Here is a 13,660-nt window from a genome sequence, read left to right as displayed (position 1 = left end):
AAAGACACCGGTAAGCGGGGAAAGGCCACTATATCCCGGTGTCTTTATGGGGTGAACGAATTAAAAATTGAATGTATATACGATTTAGATCTAAGGACTTGGTTTTTGGCAATATCAGGCGTCGGCCAGCGCCGGCGGCACGGCCGCCGCGCGGCGTGCCTGCACGCTCCACCAGTACCAGGAAATGACGGCGTTGACCCAGTAGGCCGCATACAGCACGGCCGTCAGGTGCAGGCCGCGGCTGTAGTAGAGCGGCACGGCGACGGTGTTGACGAGCAGCCAGAAAGCCCACGTTTCGATGCGGCGGCTCATCAGCAGGAATTGCGCGATGATGCTAAATACCAACACCGCCGAATCGATGAATGGCGCGTAGGCGTTCGTGAAGCGGTGCAGCAGCATGCCGTAGATGGCCACGGAGGCGATACCGGCCGGCACGACCCAGGCCAGGCTGCGCCAACCCGTGCGCGTGATCGGCAACGGCTTGCCGCCGGCGCCGCGCCGCCATTGCAGCCAGCCGATGACGCAGGTGACGATGAAAAACAGCTGCAGCATCACGTCGGCGTACAGGTTGACCTGGAAAAACAGCACGGCAAACAGCACGCAGCCGACCATGCCGATCCACCAGGAATGAATGTTGTTGCGTCCGGCCAGGATGATGGAAGCAGTCATCAAGACATTGGCGGCGATCTCGAGCGGGGGAGTCAAGCGGATTTCCTTTGGATGAAGACACGCCGCCACTATAGCCCATTTGATATCCGCAACCCGCCATGCACTGCTTGACTTCCGTGGCCATTCTGGCAAATTGCTAAGCAGTACCCCCTGAACCACTGCGGAGATGTTCCATGCGCTTGCGCCACGTGCTGCTTGCGGCAACGCTGCTTGGCAGCGTCCTGCCCGCCCTGGCCTGCCGCATGACGATGGCGCTCGAGCAATGGCCGCCGTATGTCTACCGCGACGCCCAGGGCAGTTATACGGGCCTGGACCTGGAACTGCTGCGCGCCATCTTCAAGGAAGCGCACTGCACCTTGGTCACCTTGCCGGAATTGCCGACGGCGCGGCGCCAGTTGCTGTTCCAGAAAGGCGAACTGGACCTGCTGCCCGCCGCGTCCGAGACGCCGGAACGCCAGTCCTATGCCCGCTTTTCCCTCTCGTATCGCGATGAAGCCGTCGGTGTCTTCAGCAAATCCGGCGCGCACGGCAACCACCGCCAGGTCGCCAGCTTCGCGCAGCTCGCGCGCGGCAAGTCCACCCTGCTGGCGCCCAAGGTGGGCTGGTACGGGGCCGACTATGCGGCGGCCCGTCCGGCAATGGAAAAAGACGGCCGCCTGAATACCTTCGGCAGCTTCCGGCAAGGCATCCTCATGCTCGACGCAGGCCGCGCCGACCTGTTGCTGGGCGACGTGCTGGCCGTGCGCCACGAAGCGCGTCTGCAGGGCGTGGCCTTGAACACCCTGCCCTTCCTGGCACTGCGCGCGCCCGTGCACCTGATGCTCAACGCGCGCACGACCAGCCCCGCCGACCTGGCGCAGCTGAACGCCGCCATCACGCGCCTGGAACAGCGCGGCGTGCTGGCGGCGATACGCAGCAGCTACGAAGCGCCGTAGCGGCGACTAACCCTTCGATGCCGCCTCGAGGATTTCCAGCTTCGTTTCGCGGCCATTCTTTTGCACGCCCTGCGCCTTGTCGTAGCTTTCGATCAGCGCGCGGTACGGCGGCACGATGTGGTCGGTCATGATGGCGGCGAATTCCATCGCATCGGCGCGGTTCCAGGTGCTCATCACTTCAGCCAGCACGGCATACGTGTCGATCGGCACGGCGCCCGCTTGCGTGACGCGTGCCATGGTGATGTCGGTGGCCATCTTCGACCAGTTGCCCGAGGCGTCGATGATGGCAAACACCTTGTAGCCGGCCGCCAGCGCGCTGATGGTGGGAAAAGCCATGCACACGCTGGTGAGCGTGCCGGCGATCAGCAGGGTCTTGCGGCCCGTCTTCTCGATGGCTTCGACCCAGGCCGGATTGTCCCAGGCGTTGATCTGGCCCGTGCGCGGGATGTAGACGGCTTCCGGATTGAAATGGTGGATTTCCGGGATCAAGGGGCCATTCGGGCCGTCGGGCACGGACGCGGTGGTAAACGTCGGCATCTTGGCCAGGCGCGACAGCTTGGCCAGCGCCGTGACGTGGCCGCGCAGCACGTGCTGCTCGATGTCGCGCACCAGCTGGAACAAGCCGCTCTGGTGGTCGATCAGCAGCATGACGGCGTCGTCGGGATCGATCATCGGTGGCAAACCTTGGAAGTTGGCGGGGGTGCTCATGGTGGTCTCCTGAAAAACCGTGCCGCGGGATGCGGCACAGGTACTACACAAATTCGCTACACAAACTCACTGCACAAATTACTTCGCGATGCGGGCGAAGCGGCCGCTGTTGAAATCCTCGAACGCCTGCGCGATTTCCGCTTCGGTGTTCATGACGAAGGGGCCATGGCCGACGATGGGTTCATCGATCGGCTCGCCACTGAGCAGCAGCACCACGGCGTCGTTGTTCGCCTCGACGGTGATGCTGTCGCCGTCGCGCTCGAACAGCGCCATCTGCGCTTCGCGCACCACGCTCTCGCCGTTGACCAGCACCGTGCCATGCAGGACGATCAGCGCCGTGCTCCAGCCGCGGGTCACGGGCAGCTCCGCCAGCTTGCCCTGGGCCAGGCGCACATCCCACACCTGCATCGGCGAGAACGTGCGGGCCGGGCCATGCTGGCCAGCGAAATCGCCGGCGATCACGCGCACGGAACCTGCATCGTCGGGCAGCGCCAGCGTGGGTATCGTGTCGCTGGTGATGGCCTGGTAGCCGGGCGCCGTCATCTTGTTTTTCGCCGGCAGATTCACCCACAGCTGCACCATTTCCAGGGTGCCGCCCGACTGCGTGAAGGCAGGCGAGTGAAACTCTTCATGCAGGATGCCGGCGCCGGCCGTCATCCACTGCACGTCGCCGGGGCCGATCACGCCGCCCTGGCCCGTCGAATCGCGGTGCGCCACTTCGCCCTTGTAGACGATGGTCACCGTTTCAAAGCCGCGGTGCGGGTGCGAGCCGACGCCGGGCGGACGGGTGCCGGGGGTAAATTCGGCGGGGCCGGCATAGTCGAGCAGCAGGAATGGGCTCAGCTGCTTGCCATGGCCGTTATACGAAAACATCGAGCGCACGGGGAAACCATCGCCTACCCAGTGCTGGCGCGGTGCGCTGTAGATACCTGTGACTTTGTTCATCTCGATCTCCTGTTGAGGTTTGCATTACGATGGAGACAGAATAGACCTGCAACGATGAAGCGGGTAGACGGTAAAATAGGCCATCAGCGTTCCAAAAATAGAACGATCAAGGAGATGGCATGCAAGATCTGAATGACTTGTATTACTTTGTGCAGGTGGTCGACCATGGCGGCTTCGCGCCGGCCGGGCGCGCGCTGGGCATGCCGAAATCCAAACTGAGCCGGCGCATCGCGCTGCTGGAAGAGCGCCTCGGCGCACGCCTGCTGCAGCGCACGACGCGGCATTTTTCCGTCACCGACGTGGGACAGACGTTTTACGAGCATTGCAAGGCGATGCTGGTGGAAGCGGAAGCGGCGCAGGAAGCGATCGAACTGACGCGGGCCGCGCCGCGCGGCACGGTGCGCCTGTCCTGCCCCATCGCCCTGCTGCAATCGCTGGTCGCGCCCATGCTGGCCGGTTTCATGCGCGCGCATCCGCAGGTGACTCTGTTATTGGAAGCGAGTAACCGCCGCGTCGACCTGGTGGCCGAAGGCATCGACGTGGCCATCCGCGTGCGTCCGCCGCCGCTGCCCGACAGCGACCTGGTGCTGCGCGTGCTGGCCGAACGGGGCCAGTGCATGGTGGGCAGCCCCTTGCTGTTCGCCGGTGCACCGCTGCCGAAGGCGCCGGCCGACCTGGCCGACTGGCCCAGCCTGGCCCTGGGCATGCCGCAACAGCACTACCAGTGGGATTTGCATGGCCCCGATGGGGCGCGCGCCCAGCTGCGCCATACACCGCGCTTCGTCACGGGCGACATGCTGACTCTGCGCGACGCGGCCGTGGCCGGCGTGGGCGTGGTGCAGCTGCCGACCATGATGATCACCGAGCAGGTGGCCAATGGCAGCCTGCTGCCGCTGATGGAGCAGTGGCGGCCGCAGCGCGAAATCATCCACGCAGTATTTCCCTCGCGGCGCGGCCTGCTGCCGGCCGTGCGCGCGCTGATCGACTACCTGGCGCACAGCTTCGCCGCGCTGCCGGAAGAGTGAAGGTTTTCAGGTACGATGGTGCTCTTTCAACAGGCGTGAAAACAGCATGCGTTTATTGATACTGTCGGACCTGCACCACGAGCTATGGCGCGACGAAGCGCCGCAGGGCGACCTCGCGCTCAGCTGCCCCGACGCCGTCATCCTGGCCGGCGACATCGACACGGGCTCGCGCGCCGTCGGCTGGGCCGCCAGCGCATTCGCGGGCCTGCCCGTACTGTACGTGCATGGCAACCACGAAGGCTATGGCCACCATCTGGACAAGGTGCGCCAGGAGCTGCGCGCGGCCTGCGCCGCCACGCCCAACGTGCATTTTCTCGATGCCGGCACCCACGTCATCGCCGACCAGGCAGCCAAGCAAGTGCGCTTCCTGGGCGCCACCCTGTGGACGGATTTCCGCCTGCTGGGCGACGATACGCGGCAAGCGGCCATGCGCGACGCGGAAGCCGTCATGAACGACTACAAGCGCATCCGCCTGGCCGGCATGGGCTTTCGCAAGCTGCGCGCGGCCGATACGGCCATGTTCCATGCGCAGCAGAAAGCGTGGCTGGCGCGCGAACTGGCGCAGCCCTTCGACGGACGCACGGTGGTCATCAGCCACATGGCGCCGTCGCTGTTGTCCGTCGACGATGCCTACGGCAGCGAAGGGTGTTCGCCCGCCTACGCCTCGCGCCTGGACGACCTGGCCGCGCAGGCGGACCTGTGGGTGCATGGCCACCTCCACGTCTCGCGCGACTACCGCATCGGCCGCTGCCGCGTCGTCAGCAACCCGTGCGGCTACAAGACGCGCAGCGGCACGCCGCAAAATCCCGCTTTTGATCCGAACTTCATCGTCGAACTGCCGGTCCGCTAATCGTCAGCTTTGAGGCGGCCCGCCAGCATTTGCTGCAGGCGGTGCTTGCCGGCCCGGCGCGCCGCGCGCGGCGACGCCTCCGACTGGTGCGCGCCGGCGCCGCCGCGCAGTTTCGCTGCCGCCACCAGCGGGTTGCGCGGCTTGGACGTGGCTTTCACTTTGATTTTCATATGCTCTCCTTTCAACCCTTGATGCAGACGACCTGGCGCAAGGTATGCACCACCTCCACCAGGTCGCTCTGGTGCGCCATCACGGCGTCGATATTTTTATAGGCGGCCGGAATCTCGTCGACCACGCCGCCATCCTTGCGGCATTCGATACCGGCAGTCTGCTCGGCCAGATCGAAGCGGTCGTAACGGCGCTTCGCCTCGCTGCGGCTCATGCTGCGCCCCGCTCCGTGCGAGCAGGAGCACAACGACTCCGGATTGCCCTTGCCGCGCACGATGAAGCTGCGCGCGCCCATGCTGCCGGGGATGATGCCCAGCTCCCCCTGCCGCGCCGAAATGGCGCCCTTGCGCGTCACGTACAAGTCGGCATTGCCATGCGTTTCGCGCGCGATGTAGTTGTGGTGGCAGTTGATGGCTTCTCCATCGAGCTGGAACGGCGGTGCAAACTTCGCCAGTACATCGAGCACGCGGCGCATCATCTCGCTGCGGTTGAGCAGCGCATAATCCTGCGCCCAGTCCACCGCTTCCACATAGTCGTCGAACACCGTGGAGCCTGCACTCAGATAGGCCAGGTCCGCGTCCGGCAGCTGCAGCTGGTGGCGCCGCATGTCCTTCTGCGCGGCGGCGATGAAGTATCGGCCGATGGCGTTGCCGATGCCGCGCGAGCCCGAATGCAGCATGATCCACACGCGCTGTTCCTCGTCGAGGCAGATCTCGATGAAATGGTTGCCGCCGCCGAGGGTGCCGGCCTGGCAGATCCACGTGCGTTCGAACTGGCGCAGCATCTTGGCGATACCGCGGTGACGCTCGACGATGTGCTCCAGGCGGCCGGCGAGGGGACGCGCGGCGCGTGCATGGCGCGAACCCTGCACGCGGCTCCAGTCGTGCTGCTCGAAACCGACGGGCACGTCCGCTTCGATGGCGCTGCGCAGGCGCGCCAGGTTGTCGGGCAAGTCGCTGGCCGTCAGGGTGGTGCGCACGGCGTTCATGCCGCAGCCGATGTCCACGCCCACGGCGGCCGGAATGATGGCGCCGCGCGTGGGAATCACGCTGCCGACGGTGGCGCCGATGCCGGCATGCACATCGGGCATGGCCGCCACATATGGATGGACGATGGGCAGGCTGGCGATATTGTGCAGCTGGCGCAATGCCTGCGCGTCGATATCGTCGGTAAAAATATGCACGGGCACATGGGCGCCGCGCAGGGTCTGATGAATGGGCATAACGATGTTCCTGATGTCTGCGTTATGCCGGGGTCCTGGTAAACCAAAAAACCCCGGCGAGTTTCCTCACCGGGGTTTTCAAGGACACCGGCTCGGGATCGGCAAGATGCCGATGGCCCCGAGCGTCATGCACGGGGCTAGTGGAAGTACGACTTGCTGCCAGCCTGCTCGAACATGGGTATCCTTTCTTTTGTTGGGTTAATCTGCACTGCGGACGATGATTCTGCACCGGATGCTGCAGTGCGTCAACCGCTTTTCATGGCGAACGCGCCAACGTTGTTATTTTGTCGCAGCCGCTTTTTCCTTGGCGATGCGCGCATCGAGCTTCGCTTCATTTTTGGCCGCGTAGCTGCTGCACGCCTGCGTATCGATGAAGGGATTCGGCGTGACGCCTTCCAGCAATTGCGTCAGCTTGCGGTCGCCGCCGGAATGGTCGGGATGGGCCGAGATCAGGATGTCGCATGGCAGTTTGGCGAAGTCCTGCATGACGCGGCGGAAGGCCGGCGTCAGGTCAGCATGGCGTTCATCGCCCAGGTAGTGAAAATCGTCGGCCGCCACCGGCGTGAGGCTGGCGCCAAACACGACGTTCAGGCAGTCCGTACGCTCCGCATCCTCGCACGACACCCAGGTCCAGCTGGTGCTGCCCGGCGTATGGCCGGGCGTGTAGCGCGCCGTGATGGTCACGTCGCCCAGCTGCAGGGTTTCGCCATCGGCGATTTCGCGCACGTTTTCCACGGCCGGCATGGGGTCGATTTCGCCCGCTTGCGGGTCCATGGCGAGCACCGAGCCCGCGCGCAGCGCCTGCGCGCCGAGCGGGCTGGCGACCACTTGCGCGCCGCTGTCGCGGGCCAGGGCGGCGATGCCGCCCGAATGGTCGAAATGCGCTTCCGTATTCAGGATGAACTTGATGTCTTCCAGGCGAAAGCCCAGCTCGAGGATATGCTCCTTGATGGCGGCCACCGATTGCGGCAGCGCGCCGTCAATCAGGATCAAGCCCTCGCGCGTATCAATCAGCACCACGCTCAAGCCGCCCGCGCCCACGTAATACGTGTCGCCGTGGATGCGTGCCGGCTGCTGCGGGCGGTTCCATTGCGCCGCATACGGCGAGGCGATCGGCTGCGTCAAGGGATCGATGGCAGGCGTTTCCGCATGTGCGGCAAACGGCAGCGCCATGGCGGCCAGCGCGATGCTGAGCAAGGACTTGGGAAGGAAGAAAGGCGGCATGCGGCTCCAGGGTAAGTTGCGGTAATCGATGCCACAGGGTAACGTCGCTACCCTTGCGCGGTCAAGCAGACGGACGCGGCAACTTGCGCTACGATAGAGGCCCAGTCACTGCACCCCTATTGCCATGCGTTTGCTGATCCTGTCCGACCTGCACCTGGAAGTCTGGGGTGACGACACACCCGCCATCGACCTTGCCGCCTGCCGACCCGACGTGGTGATCCTGGCCGGCGACATCGACACGGGCAGCAACGCCATCGCCTGGGCCGCGCGCACCTTCGGCGCCCTGCCCGTGCTGTACGTGCACGGCAACCATGAAGGCTATGGCCACCAGCTCGAACACATGCAGGACGCCGTGCGCGACGCCAGCGCCAGCGCGAATGCGCAAGGCGCCAACATCCGCCTGCTCGACGGCGACGCCGTGACGCTCGGCGGCATGCGCTTCCTCGGCATCACGCTGTGGACGGATTTTCTGCTGTTCGGCGAGGAGCGCCGGGACGAAGCATTGAGCGCGGCGCAAGCCTACATGCCCGACTACAAGCGCATCAGCACGGGCGGCGACACGCCGCGCCTGCTGTGCGCCAGCGACACGGCGCAGCTGCACGTACAGCACCGCGCCTGGCTGGAACAGCAGCTGGCGCAACCCTTCGAGGGCAAGACGGTCGTCATCACGCACATGGCGCCCTCGATGCTGTCGGTGGAAGCGCAATACGCGACCAATCTCGGCTCGCCCGCGTTTGCCTCGCAGCTCGATGCACTGGTGGCGCAGGCGGACCTGTGGGTGCATGGCCACATGCACGCCTCGCTCGACTACCGCGTCCAGGATTGCCGCGTCGTGTGCAACCCTTGCGGCTACAAGCGGCCCGACGGCACGCCGGAAAATGAACGCTACGATCCCGGCTTCATCGTCGATATCGCCAGCGCGGGCTAATTTTTCCGATAGCGCAGCTGCACCACGCCGCTGGGCAGCTGGCGCGTGCCGTCCAGGCGCCAGTCGCTGCGCGGCAAGCCGTCCTCGAACAGGCGCACGCCCTTGCCCAGCACCACAGGCAGCACGGACAAAGTCAGGCTGTCGATGACGCCCTCACGCAAACCGGCGCGGATAACGGCGCCGCCATCGAGATACACGTGGCGGCAACCCTCTTCCGCCAGCGCCTCCAGCACGTCCCGCACGCTGCCTTCGCGGCGCTGTTCGCCATGGCGCGGCGCGAAGCCGCGGTGGCTCAATACCTGCACGCGCTTGCCCGCATACGGCCACGGTTCGAACCCCAGCACGGCGTCATACGTGGTGCGGCCGATCAGCAAGGTATCGACTTGCTCCATCAATGCCGTGTAGCCGGTGGCATCGGGCGAGTCGGGCGCCAGTTCGGCCAGCCAGGACAGGTCGCCGTTCTCTCCCGCGATGCAGCCATCGAGGCTGATACCGAGAAAAACGCTGACGAAAGTTTTTTGCATGGGTGCTCCTTGATTTAATTCTACAGTGTAGAATTATGCCCATGAAAACCCAAAAACTTCAAGACCTGGAATCTCCCGTGCGCCGCGCCGGGCGTCCGCGCCGCACCAAGCCCGCGTTGGACAACGCCGCCATCCTGCAAGCGGCCCTGGCCCTGCTGGAAGAAAAAGGTGACGCGTTTTCCATGCGCGCGCTGGCGCAGAGCCTGGGCGTCGATGCCATGGCCCTGTATCACTACTACGCGGGAAAAGAGGAACTGTTGCTGGCCTTGATGGCGCAGCGTTTTGCCGCGCTCGATCCGCAGCAGCCGCCATTTACGCGACGCCAGGCAGCGCCACGACGTGTGCTCGCGCTGTGCGCGCTGTACCTGGAACTGGTCAGCGCCACGCCGTATTTCGTGCGCCTGATGGCGCGCGGGCTGGTGGAGCAAGCCGACGTGGCCCAGCGGTTCACGGCGCTGTTTGAGCAAGCCCTCGACGGTCTCGCGCTGGACAAGAAAACCCGGCTGCGCGGGCGCGATACGCTCGTCGATTTCCTGCACGGCTATGCGCTGGCGGGCAGGCCGGCCAGCGAGACGCAATGGCACGCCTCGGTCGGCCTGATCCTGGCGGGCATGGCCGCCGGACGCACTGCAGTGTGACGTCCAGCGGCCGGACGCACTACCCGGGCATCAGCCCAGCAGCTTGAGCAGCGCCTGCGCGGCCGCTTCAGACGATGCGGGATTCTGGCCCGTGACCAGCAAGCCATCGGTGACGGCGTACGGCTGCCAGTCGCCCAGTTTCGAGTAGACGCCGCCGTTTTGCTTGAGCATGTCCTCGACGAGGAAAGGCACGATGGCCGTCAAGCCGACGGCGTCTTCCTCGGTATTCGTAAAGCCCGTCACCTGCTTGCCGCGCACCAGCGGCGTGCCATCGGCTGCCTTCACGTGGCGCAGCACGCCGGGCGCGTGGCAGACGGCGGCGACGGGCTTACCGGCGGCGATCATCTGCTCGATCAGCGCGATCGAGTGCGGGTCTTCGGCCAGGTCCCACAGCGGGCCATGGCCGCCCGGGTAAAACACGGCATCGAAGTCCCCCGCCTTCACGTCGGCCAGCTTGCCCGTGTTGGCCAGCACAGCTTGCGCATCGGCGTCCTGCTTGAAGCGGCGCGTGGCGTCCGTTTGCGAATCCGGCTCGTCGCTTTTCGGGTCCAGCGGCGGCTGGCCGCCGTGGGGCGACACTACCGTCAGCTTCGCGCCCGCTTCTTTCAGGGCATAGTAGGGCGCGGCGAATTCTTCCAGCCAGAAGCCGGTTTTCTTGCCGGTATTACCGAGTTGGTCGTGCGAGGTCAGTACCATCAGGATGTTCATGTTGTGTCCTTTTATGTCAGGGTTACAGTGCTGCTTCGAGGATACGGCGGCTGCGCGCGAGGTCGATATCGCGGTGTTCGCCGAGTGAGGTCATGCCATGTGCTTCCAGTTGCGTCAGTACCGCTTCCACCGCTTCCTGGCCCAGCTGATAGGCCGACAAACGGGTCGGGATGCCCAGGCCTTCAAAGAAGGCGCGCGTGCGGGCGATGGCGGTATCGATGCGCTCGTCGTCGCTGCCCTCCGTGATGTTCCAGACACGTTCACCATACTGTAGCAATTTGCCGCGTTTCTGCTCGCGCTGTACGTCCAGCAGGGCCGGCAGCACCAGGGCCAGGGTGCGTGCATGGTCGATGTCGTACAGGGCCGTCAGCTCGTGGCCGATCATGTGGGTGGCCCAGTCCTGCGGCACGCCGGCGCCGATCAGGCCATTCAGGGCCAAGGTGGCGGTCCACATCAGGTTGGCGCGTGTTTCGTAGTCGTCGGGCGAAGCGACCGCCTGCGGCGCGATCTCGATCAGGGTCTGCAGCAGGCCTTCGGCAAAGCGGTCCTGCACCTTCGCCTGCACCGGATAGGTCAGATACTGTTCCGTGGTGTGCACAAAGGCGTCGACCAGGCCATTGGCCACCTGCGTGGCCGGCAAGGTAAACGTTTTGCTCGGGTCGAGCACGGAAAACTGCGGGTACAGCAGCGGGTTGCGAAAACTCAGCTTGTCATGCGTGGCTTTTTTCGTCACCACGCCGCCGCTGTTCATTTCCGAGCCCGTGGCCGGCAAGGTCAGCACCGTGCCGAATGGAAGGGCGCGCAGCACATTAGCGCCACCGCGCTCGGCGATTTCCCACGGCTCGCCATCGTACAGGGCGGCTGCGGCGACGAACTTGGTGCCGTCGATCACGGAGCCGCCGCCGACGGCCAGCAGGAAGTCCAGCTTTTCGCTGCGCACCTGCGCCACGGCGCGCATCAGGGTTTCGTAGCTGGGGTTGGGTTCGATGCCGCCAAACTCCTGCACGCTGCGCTGGCCCTGCGCAAGCGCGGCGCGCACTTCGGCCAGGGTGCCCGTCTTTTCCGCGCTGGCGCCGCCGTACAAAATCAGCACGCGCGCATCATGCGGCACCAGGGTGGACAATTTGGCGACGGTATCGGCGCCGAACACGATCTTCGTCGGGTTATGGAATTCAAAATTCTTCATGCTGCTGCTCCTTTATTATTAGACTGGTCGTCTAGAATGCAGTTCAAAAAATGCGGACATGGTGCGTCCGCTTGTTTGCTTGGTTTGCTGCCTATCGGTCGCTGTCCGGCGGCAGCTGCAACATCGCCAGGGTCGCACGCCACGCTGTTTGCAAGGCGCTGGCGTCGCGCCGCAGCTTGGTCAGCATGGCCGCGCCCAGCCACAGCTGGTACAAGGTGGCGGCCATTTGCGCCGGATCGGCCACCGATGGCAAGGTATCGTCCACCCTGCCCCGCGCGATGGCCAGGGCCAGTCTGGCGATGATGCGATGCGTGCCGTCGAGCAGCGCCACGCGCATCGGTTCCGACATGTCCGCCACCTCGCTGCTGAGCTTAACCACCAGGCAGCGGCAGTCGCAACCGCTGCCATCAAAGCTTGCGCTGGTCCAGCTGGCCCAATACGCCATCAGCGCCTGCGCCGCGTTCTGGCCCGGCTGGCCCAGCACGTCTTCCATTTCCGCCAGGTAGCCGGTGACGTAATCTTCCAGCATCGCTTCGCCAAACAATTCCTTGGACTTGAAGTAATGGTAGAACGAGCCCTTGGGCACGTCGGCGGCCGACAGGATCTCGTTCAGCCCCACCCCGGCAAAACCCTTGCGCGTGATGATGGCCTTGCCTTGGTCGATAATGTGCTGGCGCACGTCGGTGTATTCAGCTTTCATGCGAGGCATTGTAGCACAATTAGACCAGTCGTCTAGAAGAAAATTAGACCCAGAAAAATTCTGGGGTCAGACCCTCACGGCCGCTAACGCAGAGGCTTGTGCTAACGGGCGCGGGGGTCTGACCGTTGAGTCTCCCATAAGTCAGGACTGGAAATTGTGAAAATCAAGGGCTCACCACGAAAATTCTCGCATAAGTCGGGACTGAATCTCACATAAGTCGGGATTACTCAGCGAAATCTCACATAAGTCGGGATTATTCAGATTGCTCATTTTCTTTGCAGATGAGCTTCCTCTTTTTTTCACTGGAGCCCAAAAAAATTAAGGGACGTATGTCCCTTGACTGAAGCTAGTGCGCGGGCAATCCTAGCAGTCCATCACTTGGAGGCCGACGTTTGGCACAAACTCGATCTTCTTCAGCGCCACGTGTGGGGCCCGATTCGCCAACGCGGCTTCGACCGTGGCGCGGTCTTCAGGGGACATCCTGAAGCCGAAAATCACCTCCTTGATTGCATCAGGCGGTACTTCAAACAAATGGATTGGTAGCCCGTTCGGCACCTCTATCACTTCTTGGGCCTGAGGCAGAAACTTGATGACCCGCGATTCTTTTTCGTAGCCCCAGCACTCCGCCTTTGTGAAGAACAGCTCTTTGGGGGGTACGAGGGTCCCCGCGTCCACAAAGACAACGGGTGGCGTGTTCGTGTAGTCGACCGGCACCAATTCGCCGCAATTCTCTGGCTCGCCCTTATTCGGGCGGAAGAAGTTACTGTCGGAATCAAAGCCCACGGCAAGCCCTCTATACGTGTCGGCATAATGAGCCCACATTGGTGCGCTACTTGGATCTGTCGTCAGAGACAAAACACCAACGTTCTGATTGGTCACCCTCATAAACGAGTTGAAGTGTTCGCGCTCCTTTTCCTGTGGGTCCATCGAACCCTCCAGTTGTTGGGCAGCCGACGTCAATAAAGCGCGTACTTTCTCTTGCGGAACGTAGGGGTGCTCGATCTGATAGCGCATGATGGCCGGCTCGAGATTCCGGGCGGTAATGGCTCGGGCGTAGTTGTCTGGATCACGAAGACAAATCTTGGGGACCAACTCAAGCGGGTCATTCAGGTCGCCTGGTGGGGTGAAACGAATCTTGAAGTTCGTGAAGAACCTCACTGTCGGCATGTATTTGTAAATTAGCATTTGAATAAAAATTCCTAAAGAACCACTCGCAATCAATTGCAGGAT

16 protein-coding genes are annotated in these 13,660 nt (G+C 63.6%); 5 read left to right on the top strand and 11 right to left on the bottom strand.

Annotation, left to right across the window (positions count from 1 at the left end; all coding sequences use genetic code 11):
- Positions 1-114: 114 nt before the first annotated feature.
- The gene (gene pnuC / locus KO538_RS22620) at positions 115-705 is read right to left on the bottom strand and encodes a nicotinamide riboside transporter PnuC (protein WP_080698630.1); all 591 of its coding nucleotides are present in this window, start codon (positions 703-705) and stop codon (positions 115-117) included.
- Positions 706-842: 137 nt separating this feature from the next.
- Between pnuC and KO538_RS22615 the strand changes: the two genes are divergently transcribed.
- Entirely contained in the window at positions 843-1,604 is a 762-nt protein-coding gene (locus KO538_RS22615; RefSeq protein ID WP_034753428.1) for an ABC transporter substrate-binding protein, read from the top strand.
- A 6-nt stretch (positions 1,605-1,610) separates the two neighbouring features.
- On the opposite strand, the gene KO538_RS22610 is transcribed toward KO538_RS22615, so the two are convergent.
- Both KO538_RS22610 and KO538_RS22605 read right to left on the bottom strand, forming a co-directional pair.
- Entirely contained in the window at positions 1,611-2,312 is a 702-nt protein-coding gene (locus tag KO538_RS22610; RefSeq protein ID WP_198511246.1) for an isochorismatase family protein, read from the bottom strand.
- 78 nt (positions 2,313-2,390) lie between these two features.
- Positions 2,391-3,257 (bottom strand): pirin family protein, encoded by an 867-nt coding sequence (locus KO538_RS22605; RefSeq protein WP_219329712.1) that lies wholly within the window; start codon positions 3,255-3,257, stop codon positions 2,391-2,393.
- A gap of 119 nt (positions 3,258-3,376) precedes the next feature.
- Between KO538_RS22605 and KO538_RS22600 the strand changes: the two genes are divergently transcribed.
- Both KO538_RS22600 and KO538_RS22595 read left to right on the top strand, forming a co-directional pair.
- Positions 3,377-4,282: a LysR family transcriptional regulator gene (locus KO538_RS22600; protein WP_034753424.1), complete on the top strand. Its 906-nt coding sequence runs from the start codon at positions 3,377-3,379 to the stop codon at positions 4,280-4,282.
- A 46-nt stretch (positions 4,283-4,328) separates the two neighbouring features.
- Positions 4,329-5,132: a metallophosphoesterase family protein gene (locus tag KO538_RS22595; protein WP_219329711.1), complete on the top strand. Its 804-nt coding sequence runs from the start codon at positions 4,329-4,331 to the stop codon at positions 5,130-5,132.
- Here KO538_RS22595 and KO538_RS22590 read toward each other — a convergent pair.
- From KO538_RS22590 to bla, 3 genes are all read right to left on the bottom strand, one after another.
- The gene (locus KO538_RS22590; protein WP_175444615.1) at positions 5,129-5,302 is read right to left on the bottom strand and encodes a hypothetical protein; all 174 of its coding nucleotides are present in this window, start codon (positions 5,300-5,302) and stop codon (positions 5,129-5,131) included. The two genes, KO538_RS22595 and KO538_RS22590, sit on opposite strands and share 4 nt — an antisense overlap.
- Positions 5,303-5,313: 11 nt before the next feature.
- Positions 5,314-6,522 (bottom strand): RtcB family protein, encoded by a 1,209-nt coding sequence (locus KO538_RS22585; RefSeq protein ID WP_219329710.1) that lies wholly within the window; start codon positions 6,520-6,522, stop codon positions 5,314-5,316.
- Between the two features lie 279 nt (positions 6,523-6,801).
- On the bottom strand, positions 6,802-7,746 hold the full coding sequence (bla, locus tag KO538_RS22580) for a subclass B3 metallo-beta-lactamase (RefSeq protein ID WP_219329709.1): 945 nt from the start codon (positions 7,744-7,746) through the stop codon (positions 6,802-6,804).
- Between the two features lie 124 nt (positions 7,747-7,870).
- Between bla and KO538_RS22575 the strand changes: the two genes are divergently transcribed.
- Positions 7,871-8,674, top strand: coding sequence for a metallophosphoesterase family protein (locus tag KO538_RS22575; RefSeq protein ID WP_219329708.1), 804 nt, complete (start codon positions 7,871-7,873; stop codon positions 8,672-8,674).
- On the opposite strand, the gene KO538_RS22570 is transcribed toward KO538_RS22575, so the two are convergent.
- Entirely contained in the window at positions 8,671-9,198 is a 528-nt protein-coding gene (locus KO538_RS22570; RefSeq protein ID WP_034753411.1) for a dihydrofolate reductase family protein, read from the bottom strand. The two genes, KO538_RS22575 and KO538_RS22570, sit on opposite strands and share 4 nt — an antisense overlap.
- A 41-nt stretch (positions 9,199-9,239) precedes the next feature.
- Between KO538_RS22570 and KO538_RS29475 the strand changes: the two genes are divergently transcribed.
- Positions 9,240-9,836, top strand: a complete 597-nt coding sequence (locus KO538_RS29475) for a TetR/AcrR family transcriptional regulator (protein WP_257620508.1) — start codon at positions 9,240-9,242, stop codon at positions 9,834-9,836.
- A gap of 30 nt (positions 9,837-9,866) precedes the next feature.
- Here the strand turns inward: KO538_RS29475 and KO538_RS22560 are convergent, their stop codons facing one another.
- The 4 genes from KO538_RS22560 to KO538_RS22545 all read right to left on the bottom strand — a co-directional run bounded on the left by KO538_RS22560 (position 9,867) and on the right by KO538_RS22545 (position 13,615).
- Entirely contained in the window at positions 9,867-10,544 is a 678-nt protein-coding gene (locus KO538_RS22560) for a type 1 glutamine amidotransferase domain-containing protein (RefSeq protein WP_070305371.1), read from the bottom strand.
- A gap of 22 nt (positions 10,545-10,566) precedes the next feature.
- Complete coding sequence (locus KO538_RS22555; protein WP_219329707.1) at positions 10,567-11,730, bottom strand: iron-containing alcohol dehydrogenase; 1,164 nt, start codon at positions 11,728-11,730, stop codon at positions 10,567-10,569.
- Positions 11,731-11,821: 91 nt separating this feature from the next.
- Positions 11,822-12,430, bottom strand: coding sequence for a TetR/AcrR family transcriptional regulator (locus tag KO538_RS22550; protein WP_219329706.1), 609 nt, complete (start codon positions 12,428-12,430; stop codon positions 11,822-11,824).
- A gap of 363 nt (positions 12,431-12,793) precedes the next feature.
- Positions 12,794-13,615 (bottom strand): DUF2971 domain-containing protein, encoded by an 822-nt coding sequence (locus KO538_RS22545; protein WP_219329705.1) that lies wholly within the window; start codon positions 13,613-13,615, stop codon positions 12,794-12,796.
- Between the last annotated feature and the right edge of the window lie 45 nt (positions 13,616-13,660).

Source organism: Janthinobacterium sp. NKUCC08_JDC (genome assembly GCF_019345575.1).
Classification (GTDB): domain Bacteria; phylum Pseudomonadota; class Gammaproteobacteria; order Burkholderiales; family Burkholderiaceae_D; genus Janthinobacterium; species Janthinobacterium aestuarii.
Note: the sequence above shows the minus strand (reverse complement) of the source record. Positions and strands in the feature narration are given on the sequence as shown.